At 46.9% G+C, this 15,196-nt stretch carries 16 protein-coding genes; 7 read left to right on the top strand and 9 right to left on the bottom strand.

Translation table 11 applies throughout. The annotated features are described in order from the left end of the window. Positions 1–110: 110 nt before the first annotated feature. The 3 genes from M1D98_RS04090 to M1D98_RS04080 form a co-directional block, all read right to left on the bottom strand. Positions 111–1,547, bottom strand: coding sequence for an anion permease (locus tag M1D98_RS04090; protein WP_010330322.1), 1,437 nt, complete (start codon positions 1,545–1,547; stop codon positions 111–113). Between the two features lie 128 nt (positions 1,548–1,675). Continuing rightward, on the bottom strand, positions 1,676–2,938 hold the full coding sequence (locus tag M1D98_RS04085) for a pectate lyase family protein (protein WP_010330323.1): 1,263 nt from the start codon (positions 2,936–2,938) through the stop codon (positions 1,676–1,678). A 199-nt stretch (positions 2,939–3,137) separates the two neighbouring features. Beyond that, on the bottom strand, positions 3,138–3,485 hold the full coding sequence (locus tag M1D98_RS04080) for a general stress protein (protein WP_010330324.1): 348 nt from the start codon (positions 3,483–3,485) through the stop codon (positions 3,138–3,140). A gap of 241 nt (positions 3,486–3,726) precedes the next feature. Between M1D98_RS04080 and M1D98_RS04075 the strand changes: the two genes are divergently transcribed. The 6 genes from M1D98_RS04075 to M1D98_RS04050 all read left to right on the top strand — a co-directional run bounded on the left by M1D98_RS04075 (position 3,727) and on the right by M1D98_RS04050 (position 9,165). After that, entirely contained in the window at positions 3,727–4,095 is a 369-nt protein-coding gene (locus M1D98_RS04075; RefSeq protein ID WP_268551145.1) for a DUF3212 family protein, read from the top strand. A 108-nt stretch (positions 4,096–4,203) separates the two neighbouring features. Beyond that, on the top strand, positions 4,204–5,151 hold the full coding sequence (locus tag M1D98_RS04070) for an ABC transporter substrate-binding protein (RefSeq protein WP_456280033.1): 948 nt from the start codon (positions 4,204–4,206) through the stop codon (positions 5,149–5,151). Positions 5,152–5,223: 72 nt separating this feature from the next. After that, the gene (gene fecD / locus M1D98_RS04065) at positions 5,224–6,225 is read left to right on the top strand and encodes a Fe(3+) dicitrate ABC transporter permease FecD (protein ID WP_268559099.1); all 1,002 of its coding nucleotides are present in this window, start codon (positions 5,224–5,226) and stop codon (positions 6,223–6,225) included. Next, positions 6,222–7,223, top strand: coding sequence for a Fe(3+)-citrate ABC transporter permease YfmE (gene yfmE / locus M1D98_RS04060; RefSeq protein ID WP_010330328.1), 1,002 nt, complete (start codon positions 6,222–6,224; stop codon positions 7,221–7,223). The genes fecD and yfmE overlap by 4 nt, the downstream gene beginning before the upstream one ends. Before the next feature lie 12 nt (positions 7,224–7,235). After that, positions 7,236–8,036 carry a Fe(3+)-citrate ABC transporter ATP-binding protein YfmF gene (yfmF, locus tag M1D98_RS04055; RefSeq protein ID WP_268523318.1) on the top strand — a complete coding sequence of 267 codons (801 nt, stop codon included), beginning with the start codon at positions 7,236–7,238 and terminating at the stop codon, positions 8,034–8,036. Positions 8,037–8,145: 109 nt separating this feature from the next. Further along, positions 8,146–9,165: an NADP-dependent oxidoreductase gene (locus M1D98_RS04050; RefSeq protein WP_456280032.1), complete on the top strand. Its 1,020-nt coding sequence runs from the start codon at positions 8,146–8,148 to the stop codon at positions 9,163–9,165. A 43-nt stretch (positions 9,166–9,208) separates the two neighbouring features. On the opposite strand, the gene M1D98_RS04045 is transcribed toward M1D98_RS04050, so the two are convergent. After that, positions 9,209–9,655 (bottom strand): GNAT family N-acetyltransferase, encoded by a 447-nt coding sequence (locus tag M1D98_RS04045; RefSeq protein ID WP_268551149.1) that lies wholly within the window; start codon positions 9,653–9,655, stop codon positions 9,209–9,211. A 67-nt stretch (positions 9,656–9,722) separates the two neighbouring features. Beyond that, a complete protein-coding gene (locus M1D98_RS04040) occupies positions 9,723–10,853 on the bottom strand; it encodes a DEAD/DEAH box helicase (RefSeq protein ID WP_010330332.1) in 1,131 nt (376 codons plus the stop codon). Positions 10,854–11,026: 173 nt separating this feature from the next. Here M1D98_RS04040 and M1D98_RS04035 point away from each other — a divergent pair, with 173 nt between their 5' ends. Next, positions 11,027–12,583: an ABC-F family ATP-binding cassette domain-containing protein gene (locus M1D98_RS04035; RefSeq protein WP_456280031.1), complete on the top strand. Its 1,557-nt coding sequence runs from the start codon at positions 11,027–11,029 to the stop codon at positions 12,581–12,583. 77 nt (positions 12,584–12,660) lie between these two features. Here the strand turns inward: M1D98_RS04035 and M1D98_RS04030 are convergent, their stop codons facing one another. The 4 genes from M1D98_RS04030 to M1D98_RS04015 form a co-directional block, all read right to left on the bottom strand. Then, entirely contained in the window at positions 12,661–12,831 is a 171-nt protein-coding gene (locus M1D98_RS04030; protein ID WP_268523312.1) for a hypothetical protein, read from the bottom strand. Between the two features lie 41 nt (positions 12,832–12,872). Next, entirely contained in the window at positions 12,873–14,063 is a 1,191-nt protein-coding gene (locus M1D98_RS04025) for an MFS transporter (protein ID WP_121642122.1), read from the bottom strand. Positions 14,064–14,127: 64 nt separating this feature from the next. Continuing rightward, positions 14,128–14,550, bottom strand: coding sequence for a MerR family transcriptional regulator (locus tag M1D98_RS04020; protein WP_010330336.1), 423 nt, complete (start codon positions 14,548–14,550; stop codon positions 14,128–14,130). Positions 14,551–14,674: 124 nt separating this feature from the next. Continuing rightward, positions 14,675–15,121, bottom strand: coding sequence for a YfmQ family protein (locus tag M1D98_RS04015; protein ID WP_121642121.1), 447 nt, complete (start codon positions 15,119–15,121; stop codon positions 14,675–14,677). Positions 15,122–15,196: the final 75 nt, after the last annotated feature.

Here is a 15,196-nt window from a genome sequence, read left to right as displayed (position 1 = left end):
TCATTTTTCAACATTCATTTTCTTGTGAAAGGGTTAGCTATTTTTACAGATAAGTTGGCCGTCTGTTTTATAAACATAAAAAAGGCAGACCTCGGTCTGCCTTTTTCTCTCTACCATATCCCCAATACTTTCCACCATAATCCGCCGATCACAAGCCATACAACAATATGGACGATTGACAGGATAAATCCGATGGACCACCATTTGCTTTGCGGAACGTAGCCTGCTCCGAAGAAGACCGGAGCCGCTCCAGCACCGTAGTGAGTCGTTGATCCGAACAGGTTGCTGAAGAACGCGAGGCTCAGCGCCGCTAAAAGCGGAGGTGCGCCCGCGGCCACGATCACAGCCAAAAATGCTGAATACATCGCGCTGATGTGGGCTGTCGCACTTGCAAAGAAATAATGAGAGTAGAAATACACAACAATTAAGATTAAAAACGCCACAATCCAAGAGAATCCTGATACGGATGATTTCATGGCGTTACTGAACCAAGACACCATGCCTAACTCATTCAAGAAGTTGGCCAGCATGACTAGCGCCGCAAACCAAGTGAGCGTATCCCAAGCGCCCTGTTCTTTCTTAATATCATCCCACGTCAGAACCTGTGATAATAAGAGAACAGCCAAACCGATCAATGCGGTTGTCGTTGCGTCGATTTTGAAGCTGCCGCCAAAAATCCACAGCACTAGCACCAATAGAAACACGATCACCATGGAAAGCTCTGACTTTTTGAACGGTCCCATTTCTTTTAGTTTTTCTGTGGCGATTTTCGCTGCATCCGGTGTTTCTTTGATTTCCGGCGGATACAGCTTGTAAATCACAAGCGGCGTAAGGATTAAGCTGACAAGCCCCGGCACAATCGCGGCAATTGCCCAGCTTGTCCATGTTAAGTCCACCCCTGCGACATCATGGGCCAGCTTGGCAATCAGCGGGTTCGCTGCCATCGCTGTTAAGAACATAGCAGATGTGATCAGATTCCCCTGAAAACCGGTTTTTAATAAGAATGCGCCGATTTTTCTCTCTGTTCCATTTGCCGGGCTTGATCCGAATGTTTCGGATAATGATCTGATAATAGGAAAGATAATGCCTCCTGCACGCGCCGTATTACTTGGAATAGCAGGTGAAAGTATTAAATCACTGAACAGCAGTGAATAAGAAAGACCAAGGGTTTTTTTTCCGAATTTCTGAACGAATACATACGAAATCCTCGCACCGAGCCCGGTTTTGATAAATCCCCGGGAAATAAAGAATGCGATGACGATCAGCCAGATGGTTTTATTCCCGAATCCGCTTAATGTATCCTCAATTGAAAGTGTTCCAGTTAGTGCAGTAACCGCCAATGCAAAAATTGCGATTGCACCCATTGGCAAGGGCTTGGAGATAAAGCCGATAATTGTCGCGACAAAGATCGCAAACAAATGCCAAGCTTTAGGTTCAAGTCCGGACGGAGCGGGAATAAACCAGATGATTAGTCCCACAGCGACAGTAATAAGCAATGGTACAAGTTTTACTGCTGACTGTTTTCCTGCGTCTTTTTCTGAAGCCATAAATAGGTCTCCTCCTATATCCTTGTTTTCTAATCCCCTTTCCCATTTTACTCCTTAACTAAGTTAATAAATAATTTAATTAATTAAAAAACACAAAGGTGAGCAGCCCTTTGTGTTTTTTTCATTTCTTAATTTAGTTTACCCGCACCCGCTTGAGACATAACATTCGACTTCACATTCGCGGAAGCATCAATTGTGCCGTGCAGAGACGGTTTCCAGCCGACAGAGGAACTGAGCCCATTTGCAGCTGATGCGCTGATCTGCGTGCCATTCAACAGTGTGCCTGAGTCATATAAAGCCGTCCCGCCCTTAAACACGCTGATTGTTTTCTCAGCTGACAGTCCCGGTACGTCAATGACATTGTTTTGAGCATAGATTTTAGATGACTTGCCGATCCCCCACGCATAACTGAAAGCATAGCCGGAGGAGCTTTTGCTGCCTTCATAATAGTTGTTGTATACGTGCACTTGCCCGAAACGGACTCTTGGTGCGCGCTGAACGATATTTTTGTAGCGGTTATGGTGAAGCGTAACTTTTAATTTGCCATCATCGGAGGTTTTGCTGTCGCTTGATCCGAAAATGGAGCTTTTATCATGGTCGTGATAATAATTGTAAGACATCGTGATATAGTTGGCACCGTTAGAAACATCGGTTTGGCCGTCATGGTGCTGATATTTTCTGCCGAAATACTTTGGCGATGTGCTGTCAGGACGGGATCCGTCATTAAATGTGCAATGGTCTATCCATATATGCGTGCCGCCATTGATTGTGATGTTGTCATATTGTGAGTTCCAGTTTCCTGAGCTCCCGTCAGTCGGGTCCCATTGCGGAAAATAGTCATAAGCATCCTGGAATTCGATGTTGCGGATAATGACATTATCACTCTTGATTTGGAAGTTTCCGCCCACGATTTTGGCATTTGACCCTGAACCGACAATCGTTGTATTCGCAGGAATGTCAACCAGCACTCGTGCTTTTTGGTTTTTTTGAGAACGTTCTCTGGCTTCTTCCAGTGTGCCGGATGGCTCTTTTTTGCCCCATGTGCTTGGATCATAAGCTTTTAAATATTTGTTCAAGTCGTACTTTGGATCTGCATAATCATCTGCGTCAAGCGGTTTCAGATTGTCATCGACATTCATATCAATCGTTCCCTTGATATAAATGATTTTTGGCGTTGTATTGGTGTCCTTGCCTAATGCAGAGACAAGTTGGTTTCTGTTGCTGACGGTATACACGTTCGACGACGATGCTTTTGATCCGCCTGTCGTGCCCGTCGAGTACGCGCCCCAGCCATCATTTGACCGTAACGTCTGATGGCCTAAATCCGCCGCATTCGCGCCAGCTGGAGTCAACCCTAACAATAGGGCCGTAGCTAACATCACTTTTTTCATTCTCTATGAACCTCCATTTTCTATTTTGTGAGATTTTATACCAATTTCTCACAACGTTATAATATCAAATGGAGGGACACGCAGAACCGAAAATGTTCCTCTGCCTGATTGCGGCATTCAGCAAACATACACCGCAAAGACCGCAAAGGCCGCAAAAAACCCAAAAGGCCAAAGTTGCCTTTTGGGTTATATCTCTGCATTAAGCCCAGGATTTCACTTTTTCATTATCTGTCACAAAGAGAAGCACTTTTCCTTCATCTAAGCGTTTCTCAAATTGAGCGGCCTCATCTTCTGAAAAGCCGATTTCATGAATTTGATTGCGGAGCTCGTCCCCTTTTTTATTAAACATGTTTCCTACCGCGTGCTTGAGACCCGTTTCTTTGGCTCCGATCGTGTTGGCATTCGTGTTGTCTGCCAGCCGTTCCGTTCTATCATCGTCGTGAGCTAAGACGTATACATCCTCTTTCGCGACACCCATTTGCTGTAACTCTTCCACATCTTTCATGAGCTGTTCATCGTTTGTATACTCTTTTACAACTGGTTTCATGTCAATATTCCTCCTTCATGTTTTCTATATTTCTTTCATACCCGATCGCATTTTGATAAAACAGATTCCAGAACATTGAGGAGAAAAACAGGAAGAATGGTAGTAGCCATTTCTTTTCCGCCCATGGTAAAGTGATAGGAGGCAAAAAATTTCAGAAAAGTCAAAATCGATGAGAAACCGCTGCACGGAGCTAACGATCATGAATGGCTGTCTTTATCCGTACGAGCAGGAGGTATGTCTAATGCAATACTTTTCACCAGAACAGCAATACAATGCATGGGTTGTGAGTGATTTAGTGAAACAGATTTTCCATCAGCGGGCCGGCTGTTCGCCAGGAATTCACGAGCTTGCGGTCTTTGCTGAGGAAACATTTCAAATCGATATCGACTTTGTATTCTCGATCATTATGAATATCGGCGACATTGAATTTGCTATCCCAGAAGAAATAGAAAAGAAATTATCCAGCTATCTCGGCGCTCTCCTTCCAACTGTCAATTCTGATATGCTTGAAACCTCTAAAGCCAATGCAGATGCCTTTCTATCCCGCAGGCACGGCAACGCTGAATACCATTTATTTGTGTCTGATGATGCTTTCATGAAAAAGCTGTAAAACCACAGCTTTCTTTATTTAAAAAAGATTGACATGGCAAGCTATCCTATTATAGTGTTTACATGTGATAATGATTCTCATTACAAAATTTTAAAAAGGAAGAATGACATGCGCACCTATTCTAACAAGTTGATAGCCATCATGAGTATATTATTGATCGCCTGCTTGATGATATCGGGCTGTTCATCCAGCAAGAATAACAGCGGAAGCAGCGAAAGCAAGTCTAAGGATTCCAGAGTGATCCAGCACGAAGAAGGAAAAACGACTGTAAGCGGCACACCGAAACGAGTGGTTGTCCTTGAGCTTTCATTCTTGGATGCTGTCTACAATCTCGGCATTACGCCGGTGGGCATCGCCGATGACAACAAAAAAGATATGATTAAAAAGCTGGTCGGCAGCTCCATTGACTATACATCTGTCGGCACACGCAGCGAGCCGAATCTTGAGGTCATCAGCTCACTGAAGCCTGATCTCATTATCGCCGACGCTGAGCGCCATAAAAACATTTATAAACAGCTGAAACAAATCGCCCCGACGATTGAATTAAAAAGCCGGGAAGCGACTTATGACGAGACGATCGACAGCTTTACAACCATTGCCAAAGCATTAAATAAAGAAGATGAAGGAAAAGAAAAGCTCGCCGAGCACAACAAAGTCATCGACGGTCTAAAAGCGGAGCTACCAAAAGATGAAAGCCGCAGCATCCTTCTCGGGGTGGCAAGAGCAGATTCTTTCCAGCTTCATACATCATCATCCTATGACGGAGAAATCTTTAAAATGCTTGGCTTTGCACACGCTGTGAAGTCGGATAACGCCTATCAAGAGGTCAGCCTTGAGCAATTAAGCAAAATCGATCCGGATATTTTGTTTATCTCAGCCAACGACGGCAAGACCATTGTAGACGAGTGGAAAAAGAACCCGCTCTGGAAAAATCTCGAAGCGGTGAAAAACGGACAAGTCTATGATGCGGACCGTGACACTTGGACAAGATTCAGAGGCATCAAGTCTAGTGAAACAAGCGCCAAGGACGTGCTAAAAAAAGTGTACAATAAGTAGGACAAATGAGAAGCGAGGGGAAATCCTTGCTTCTTCGTTTTTGCAACCAGACGCAGTAAGGAAGTGAGACTGTTGTATCATTCAGCCAAACGGCGCTCATCATCAAGACTGGTGATGTTCTTCATCGCACTTATTCTTTTGATATTTGGTCTTGGGCTGAATCTTTCAGTAGGAGCCTCAGACATTGGCATCATAGATTCATTGAAATATCTTTTTGTATGGGATGGGTCAAAGGAACAGCTGATCATCTCTACTCTTCGCCTTCCCCGCACATTAATCGGCGTGTTCGTTGGTGCCAGCCTGGCCGTAGCAGGGGCGCTGATGCAGGCCATGACCAGAAACCCTTTGGCTTCACCTCAAATCTTCGGTGTGAATGCGGGTGCGTCGCTTTTTGTTGTTGCTGCTCTCGTCATTCTGCCGGCATCGCCCTATTCCTCCGTTGTATTCGCTTTTGCGGGTGCGGCTGCAGGCGGCGCGATTGTGTATACGATTGCCTCATCCGGCGGAATGACACCTGTCAAGCTGGCGCTGTCGGGGATGGCGGTGCATTTGTTCCTCTCCTCCATGACACAGGCCATCATTATTTTAAATGAGTCGGGAGAGGATGTGCTGTACTGGATGACAGGCGCGATAGACGGAAGCAATTGGCAGGATGTCATGACCATCGCTCCGTTTTCTGTCATCGGCATCGGGCTTGCCCTCGTGTTTTCCGGTTCTATTTCTGTTCTCGGTCTCGGGGACGAAACGGCAAAAGGGCTTGGGCAACATATGAACGGTATCCGGATTCTGATCAGTTTTATCATTTTCATTCTTTCCGGCGCTTCCGTAGCCGTCGCCGGACCGATCGGGTTTGTCGGACTGCTCATACCCCATATTGTCCGCAAGCTGATCGGAGAGCATTATCAATACGTCCTTCCGTTTTCAGCGCTGTTCGGTGCCATTTTGCTGGTGTACGCCGATGTTCTGGCCAGATGGATTGCCTTTCCTTATGAATCACCGGTCGGCATCGTCACGGCGATTATCGGAACACCATTCTTCTTATATTTGGCAAGGAAAGGGCGAAATCTGAAATGATGAAAACAACCAGAAAACAAAAACGCCCCTTGCTGGCGATACTCATATTAGCCGTGCTTCTGATCGTTCTGTCTATCATCAGCATCGGCTTTGGTGCGTTATACATTTCACCGGATGCGGTGGTGGCGAATTTGCTGGGACTGGATCATTCCTTTGCATTCATCATCCAACAATACCGCCTTCCACGGATACTATTAGCGATTTTGGCCGGTTCCGGGCTTGCCGCGGCCGGAGCGATTTTGCAGGGCGTCATCCGCAATCCGCTCGCTTCTCCGGACGTAGTCGGCATTTCAAAAGGCTCCGGGCTTGCGGCGATGGCGGTGATTCTCATCTTTCCTGAATCGCCGGTGTACGTGCTTCCGTTCTCCGCGTTTGCCGGAGCAGCCATTATTGCTGTACTATTGTTAATAATAGCCCGCAAAAAAAGCATTCAGCCCTCTTCATTGGCTTTATCAGGCATCGCTTTAGGCGCTGTTTGCCACGCAGGGATGCAATTTATGATGGTCAAGTTTCCGGGCGACGTGAATGCCGCACTCATTTGGCTGACAGGCAGCCTCTGGGGGAGAAATTGGGAAGAAATTAAGCTGCTTGCGCCATGGCTATTGATTCTTTTGCCGATCGTCTGCATTCTCATACCGAAGCTGGATCTTATGTCACTCGGTGATGAGCTTGCACAGGGACTCGGCGAAAACGCCAACCGGCTGAGATTCATTCTGATTTTCACCGCGGTGGCCCTGGCGGGAAGCTGTGTAGCCGCCGTCGGTTCAATCGGTTTTATCGGTTTGCTTGCTCCGCATATCGCCAGACGTCTTACTGGAGAAAAAGCTAAATATTTACTGCCTGCATCGGCATTGATTGGTGCTATTATTTTATTAATTGCGGATACGTTAGGGCGCAGCATCATGCCTCCGGTTGAAATACCGGCGGGAATCTTGACAGCCGTGATCGGCGCGCCTTATTTCTTATATCTATTGAAATTCGAAGCGAGGAAACAGTAGGGAGAGGATACCATGGGAAAACTGGCTGCGGACCAGCTCACTCTTTCATATGACAGCACAGTGATTATAGACGGAGTCGACTTACAAATAGAAGAAGGAAAAATCACTGCGCTTATCGGCGCCAATGGCTGCGGGAAATCAACAATCCTCAAATCGCTCGCCAGATTGATGTCTCCGAAAAGCGGTACGGTTCTATTAGAAGGAAAAGATATACACCGCCAGCCGTCAAAAGAAGTCGCAAAAAAGCTTGCCATACTTCCTCAATCGCCCCAGGCGCCTGAAGGATTGACGGTAGAGGAATTATGCTATTTCGGCAGACATCCTCATAAAAAGCTGTTATCCAAGCATACCCAAGAGGATCACGATATGGTAGAGTGGGCGCTGGAAGCGACAGGAATGACGGAGCTGAAAGAGCGGACACTGGATGCCCTCTCAGGCGGCCAAAGACAAAGAGCATGGATTTCCATGGCGCTTGCTCAAGGCACTGATTTGCTTTTGCTTGATGAACCGACCACGTATCTAGACATATCACACCAGATTGAAGTGCTTGAGCTGCTGAAAAAGCTGAATCGCGATCATGGCCGCACCGTTGTGATGGTGCTCCATGATTTAAATCAAGCCGCTCAATATGCGGACTATCTGATCAGTGTGCTGGACGGAAAAATTTATAATGCCGGAACACCGGAAGACGTGTTTACCCAGCCGTTTTTCCGTGAAGTCTTCGGCTTGGAATGCTGCATCATGAGAAGTCCGATCGACCAGAAGCCCATGTGCCTGCCGACCGGACTGTGCCCGAAATTACGGGCGACATAAAAAGGAGAGGAACCCCTCTCCTTTTTTGTATGCCGACTTACCTTTTGTATTTCTTCACCTCTCCATGTTACAGTGGTGTCAATCAAGTAATAGTAATAGGAGGATGAAAATGACAGCATCTCAACAGCAAATTCAATTAGCAAGACGTCCGCAAGGTGTTCCCGTTCATGAAGACTTTCGCTTTGAAACCATTCAGGTTCCCGAGCCGAAGCAAGGGGAAGTGTTAGTGAGAACACTTTATGTATCCGTTGACCCTTATATGCGCGGCCGTATGCAGGATACGAAATCATATGTTGAACCTTTCGCCTTGGATGAAGCACTCTCTGGCGGGGTGATCGCTGAAGTCGTGTCAGACGGCGAGCATCTGAAAAAAGGTGATATCGTTATCGGAAACCTCGTCTGGCAGGAATTTTCCGCTGTGAGCGAGTCTGCCTTGCGAAAAATTGATACAAGCCTCGCTCCCGCTTCGGCCTATCTCGGCATTTTGGGAATGACCGGCTTAACGGCATATTTTGGACTGCTGGACATCGGGCGCCCGAAAGAAGGCGAAACCGTGGTCGTCTCCGGGGCTGCGGGAGCCGTCGGTTCAACGGTTGGACAAATTGCCAAAATCAAAGGCGCGCGAGTCGTCGGCATCGCGGGCTCTGATGAAAAAATCGCCTATTTAAAACAGGAGCTGCAGTTTGACGAAGCCATCAATTACAAAACAGTGGATGATATCCAGAAAGCGCTTGAAAACGCTTGTCCTAACGGTGTCGATGTGTATTTCGACAACGTTGGCGGCCCAATTTCAGATGCGGTCATGAACCTGCTCAACGAATTTGCCCGTATTCCGGTGTGCGGCGCCATTTCTTCCTACAACGCGGAAAGTGAAGCAGATGACATGGGCCCTCGCGTCCAATCGAAACTCATCAAAACGAAGTCGCTGATGCAAGGATTTATCGTAAGCGACTACTCTGATCGTTTTCCTGAAGGAGCAAAACAGCTGGCCGAATGGCTGAAGGATGGAAAGCTCCATTACGAGGAAACCGTCACAGAAGGCTTCAAAAACATTCCTGACGCGTTTCTCGGCTTATTTAAAGGAGAAAATAAAGGCAAACAGCTGATCAAAGTCAGTGATCCGAACTGACATGAAGGAGGGCAAAAAGCCCTCCTTTTGTTTTTTTATAAAGTCAGATGCGCAAAATCAACGTGAGAAAGCCATCTTCATCAGGTTCCGTGTCTTCCAACGTAAATCCCGCTCCTTGAAAGCAAGCCAAACTGATTCGATTGTCTTCTTCAATGCATGCAGCCCATTCCCGCACTCTAGTAAAATCAGGGTCACCTAGCAGTTTTTTTAATATCTGTTTTCCGTACCCTTGAAGCCGATACAAAGGATTGACGATCAATCCAATATACGCCCGTTCCTCCACGAACTCCATAACGACCATCCCCGCTGGCAGCTGCCCGTCATATGCCATAATGACAGAATCGTTTTCATCTTCATTCACTCGTGCATACCACACGTCTAAAGGCAGCATCCCATCCATTCTCCGTCTGGTCTCCTCATTCCGGAACCAGTGTTCAATGATTTCCAGCTCAGGCTCCTTCACTATTTGAAACCTGTCTATTGAAGCCATCTCCCCACCCCCGCGCATACTCTTTTCTATTATTTTACAACAAAAAAGAAGGGCTTTCCGCCCTCCTTTATTTTATCTTCAGTTTTCCGCCTGCATAAACAGCTTCACTCAGCTCCACGCCAAGCTTCTTCGCCATTTTTTTCAGCTTTGATTCTTCCAGTTTAGTCACGAGGCTCAGCACGTTGCCTTCTTTTCCGGCCCGGCCTGTTCGGCCTGATCTGTGAACGTATCCGTCTTCGTCAGGAATATCAGCATGGATCACATATGGCAGGTTTTCAATATCCAAGCCGCGTGCGGCAATGTCAGTCGCTAATAAGAGCGGAAATTCCCCGGATTCAAACGCGGCAATGATTTTCGCCCGCTCCATTTTTTTCGCTTCACTGTGCAGCACGCCGAGATCGACATGGTGATATGCCAGCTTTTCCGCATATACACTCAGGTTGCCGATATCTCTCACAAATACAAGTGCCTGCATGCCTTGAAGCCTTGATAGCTTTTGCAGCAGCTTCACTTTGTCACGCTGCTCGCAAATCAGATATTGGTGCTTCACTTTTCCAGCTTCCGCCTTGCTACGCTGCACCTTCAATACCTCAGGCTCTTGGGCCAATTCGCGGAGCACGTCCTCTGTTTCCTTTTTGAGCGTGGCAGAGAAACACAGAAGCTGGCGGTCTCTTAATGTCGTTTTCATGATTTGCTTGATCGTTTCGCGATGCTCCGGCAGGACAAGCTGGTCCGTCTCATCAAGCACGATCGTTTTCACTTCATGCATCTTTAATTTCTTCGCTTTAATCAGCTCAAATACCCTGCCCGGCGTGCCGACAATGATATGCGGATGTTTTTTCAGCTTTTCGATCTGCTTCTTCACATTCGCCCCGCCGATTAAGGAAGCCGCGCGCAGCTCTGATCCCGCTTTCCAATCCTGAATCACCTGAAAGATCTGCATCACCAGCTCACGGGATGGCGCTAAAATCACTGTCTGCGGATGCTTCTGATCTGGTTTGATCCGTTCCATGACCGGAAGCGCGTACGCCAGCGTCTTGCCTGTTCCTGTCGGCGATTCCGCAATGACATCCCTTCCGTCCATAATCAGCTGAGCCGCCTGTTCCTGAACAGGTGTCGGCTTTTGAAAACCGGAAGCATTCCAATTCTCTTGAATAAATGATTGTGCATTATGTAAAAATGGCCAAGTTTGCGTCATTTTTTTCTCCTCAATTCGTGAAATCTATTCCATAGTATCTCAAAACCTCGCCCGGAACGCAATTTTTCTTTTTCTTTCCTATACCTTTCAACATTCCGATTCCTCCTTTATAATCATAAGGGTAAATAATACACGCCGGCTGTGCGTGTTTGATAAACGATAGAGGTGTAAATATGAGTATTTTATCTGTAAAGGATTTAAGCCACGGCTTTGGTGACCGGGCCATTTTTAATAACGTCTCCTTCCGCCTGCTAAAAGGCGAGCACGTCGGGCTAATCGGCGCAAATGGCGAAGGAAAATCCACTTTTATGAATATTATTACCGGAAAGCTCGAACCTGATGAGGGAAAAGTCGAATGGTCAAAAAATGTACGTGTCGGCTATCTGGATCAGCATACCGTGCTGGAAAAAGGAAAATCCATTCGTGATGTCCTGAAAGACGCGTTCCATTATTTATTTGCGATGGAAGAAGAAATGAACGAGATTTACAACAAAATGGGCGAAGCTGATCCCGACGAGCTCGAAAAGCTGCTTGAAGAAGTCGGCATGATTCAAGACGCCCTGACGAACAATGATTTTTATGTCATTGATTCCAAGGTGGAAGAAATCGCCCGCGGCCTCGGTTTGAGCGATATCGGATTAGAGCGTGATGTCACCGATTTAAGCGGCGGACAGCGCACCAAGGTTCTTCTCGCTAAGCTTCTCCTTGAAAAACCGGAAATTCTGCTTCTCGATGAACCGACCAACTATCTTGACGAGCAGCATATCGAGTGGCTGAAACGCTACCTGCAGGAATACGAGAACGCGTTTATCCTGATTTCCCATGATATTCCGTTCTTAAACAGCGTCATCAACCTGATTTATCATGTTGAAAATCAAGAGCTGACACGCTATGTCGGCGACTACCATCAGTTTATGGAAGTCTACGAGGTGAAGAAACAGCAGCTTGAAGCAGCGTACAAAAAGCAGCAGCAGGAAGTCGCGGAGCTGAAGGATTTCGTTGCCCGCAACAAAGCCCGCGTCAGCACGAGAAACATGGCAATGTCCCGCCAAAAGAAACTCGATAAGATGGATATGATCGAGCTTGCGGCAGAAAAGCCAAAGCCGGAATTCCACTTCAAGCCAGCGAGAACGTCAGGCAAGCTGATTTTTGAAACGAAGGATCTGGTGATCGGTTACGATTCCCCATTGTCACGCCCGCTCAACCTCCGGATGGAGCGCGGCCAAAAAATCGCCCTTTACGGCGCGAACGGGATCGGAAAAACGACCTTGCTGAAAAGCTTGCTTGGCGAAATCCAGCCGCTTGAAGGCTCGGTTGAACGCGGCGAGCACCTCTTTACCGGCTATTTCGAGCAAGAGGTTAAGGAAACAAACAACAATACGTGCATCGAAGAGGTATGGAGCGAATTCCCTTCTTACACGCAGTATGAAATCCGGGCCGCTCTGGCAAAATGCGGACTGACAACAAAACATATCGAAAGCCGCGTTTCCGTATTAAGCGGAGGCGAAAAAGCGAAAGTCAGACTGTGCAAACTGATCAATTCAGAAACAAACCTGCTGGTGCTCGATGAGCCGACAAACCACTTGGATGTCGACGCGAAGGAAGAGCTCAAGCGCGCGCTCAAAGAATACAAAGGCTCCATTCTGCTCATTTCCCATGAGCCAGAGTTTTATATGGATATCGCGACAGAAACGTGGAACTGCGAGTCTTGGACGACGAAAGTGCTTTAAATCGAAGAAAACCCGCCTGCTGAAGGGCGGGTTTTTTACTGCCATTTTTTCTGAACGATTCTCAAAAGCTCTCTGTCTTATAAAATGAGCTGCAATGGCGATGTGAATTCATCAAGTGTCAGCTCTCTTTTGGCAGACAGCTCAACGTCTTCCTCGTCAGCCCATGCGGTGAACCATTCGACGGAAAAGCTGTTTTTCATGATGCTGTATGTATATTGATACAGCAAGGTTGTAATGGGAAGTTGCACGATTCAAAAAGACACTGCCTCATGAGCAGTGTCTTTCGTTATTAATGTCCCGCCTTAATTCCGGCAAGATGTTTACGTCCCATGAGAAGGACAAGCATGCCGACAAAAACGACGATCCCGCCTACCGTATATGGTGTGCTTGCGGTGAAGTGTTCTGACAGCATTCCCGCAATCCACGGAGCGAGCGCGCCGCCGATGAAGCGGACTGAGCTGTAGGCTGAAGACGCGATAGAACGTTCAACCGGCGCAGCCCCCATCACAGCTGTTGTCATGATCGTATTCACCATACCGAGGACAGCACCGGCGACAACGATACATGTAATAATCAACGCCTGATGCTCTGTCCAGATGCCCATGATGATCAAAATCACCGCAAAGGCGATAAAGAGAACAACCAAGGAACGCACTGTGCCCAGCGCTTTATGCACGAGCGGCGCCGTAAAGACTGACGTAATCGCCAGCAGAAGTCCCCAGCCGAAGAAGACATAACCGAGACCGTGTTCATCTAAATCCAGAACGAACGGAGAATAAGCAAGCAAAATAAAAAATCCAAAGTTATATAAGAACGCTGATGCCGCCATTGTCAGCAGCCCTTTATATTTGAGCGCCTTCATGGCATCAAACACACCGACGCGTTTCGCCGGTTTCGGCAATTTCGGCAGCATGATAGAAATCGCGATTAACGCAATAAACATCAGGACAGATACGCCGAAAAACGGCGCGCGCCATGACATGCTTCCAAGCTCTCCGCCTGCAAGCGGCCCGACAGAAATCCCGAGACCGAGCGCCGCCTCATACAAAATAATTGCTTGGGCGCTGCCCCCGACTGACACGCCGACGATGACCGCAAGCGCTGTTGAAATAAACAAAGCATTCCCTAATCCCCAGCCGCCGCGATAGCCGACTAACTGGGCAATTGAGCTTGAGCTGCCGCCAAGCCCCGCAAACACAATAATAAAAATGAGTCCTAGAATTAATGTCCATTTCGCGCCGATACGGCTGGAAATGGCTCCTGAGAAAAACATCATAAATCCTGTGACAAGCAAATAACTTGTAAACAAGAGTGATACTTCACTAGGTGAAGCATGTAATTGTGCGGCAATTGCCGGAAGAATTGGATCGACCAGCCCGATTCCCATAAAGGAAATCACACAGGCAAACGCGACAGCCCATACCGCTTTCGGCTGGCTGAGCAAGCCTGTTTTCTGATTCACTTGTGTTGTCTTATCCATTTGACTTGACCTCCATTGTGATTCCATTAAAAGAAACGCTACAAAATAGCGTTTGGCAAATTTTTCATTCGATTGACTGAATGGCACGTTCCGCTTTGTTTTTCATGCCTTGCAGGCGTTCTTTAAAGCTTTGGAATGTACGGATTTTCTCATCAATCAAATCCAGCTGGTGATTCAGGCTTTCCTGAATTTCCTCCAGTTTTTCTTTCCGTTCCTTAGGGTCCAGTGACAACAAATACCCCTCTTTGTTTAACTCTAGCTGGCGGCTTGTCTCCATGAAATGCTGAAGCTCCTGAAGGGAGAACCCGAGCACCTCTTTTGTGCTGATGACTTTCTCAAGCTCCTCCATATCATCCTCTGAATAAAGCCTTACGCCGCCGTCTGTCCGTTTCGGCGCCGGAATCAAGCCGATTTCTTCATAAAATCGGATGGTACGCTTCGTCAGGCCGCTTCTTTTGGCTACTTGATCAATCTTCATCCATTCCAAGGTAAATCCCCCTTCGCCGTTTCTGTTACCATTATACACCTTTTAAACCTTAACGTAAACGTTAAGGTTTAAAAAATAATAAAAAAAGACGAGCAGCATAAAGCAACCGTCTTTCACATCCTGATTAAGCTATACTTCCTGTCACTGACAGAGATCCTTTTTGAAGGCTTTCAGAAAGCAATTGATACGCAATGACTTTCTTCTTGTATTGTTTGACGACGTCGATATGGTCGTCATAGCTGTATACAAACAGTTTCACATCTTTTTTGCCTTTTTTCATATCTATTACCAACGGCGTGCCGCCGTTTTCCGGATGTAAATAACGCTCTTCGTCACCTGGGTAGATATAATATTTCTCTAGGAAGACAGCTTCGTTAAATTGGGCAATCACCTTCTGTTTCTCTTCACCCTCAAGACGTTTTCCATCTAGGGAGAGAACAGCATTTTCGTCACTCAGCTTGGCGTGCACCGCGAATTTGCTGAGCAGCCATTCCATGACGCCTGTTGGAAGACAGGTTAATACGATTTTCACCAGGCTCATGAGGATTAACATCACGATCGTCCATGTCATACTACATCATCTCCGTTCGTTTTCCATGTGCCGATGACACACCATTTTATCCTATCATAAGCAGGACGTTACGTT

It is taken from the genome of Bacillus sp. K7 (assembly GCF_053903245.1).
The sequence above is the reverse complement of the archived record's forward strand: the minus strand, read 5'-3'. Positions and strand labels throughout refer to the sequence as shown.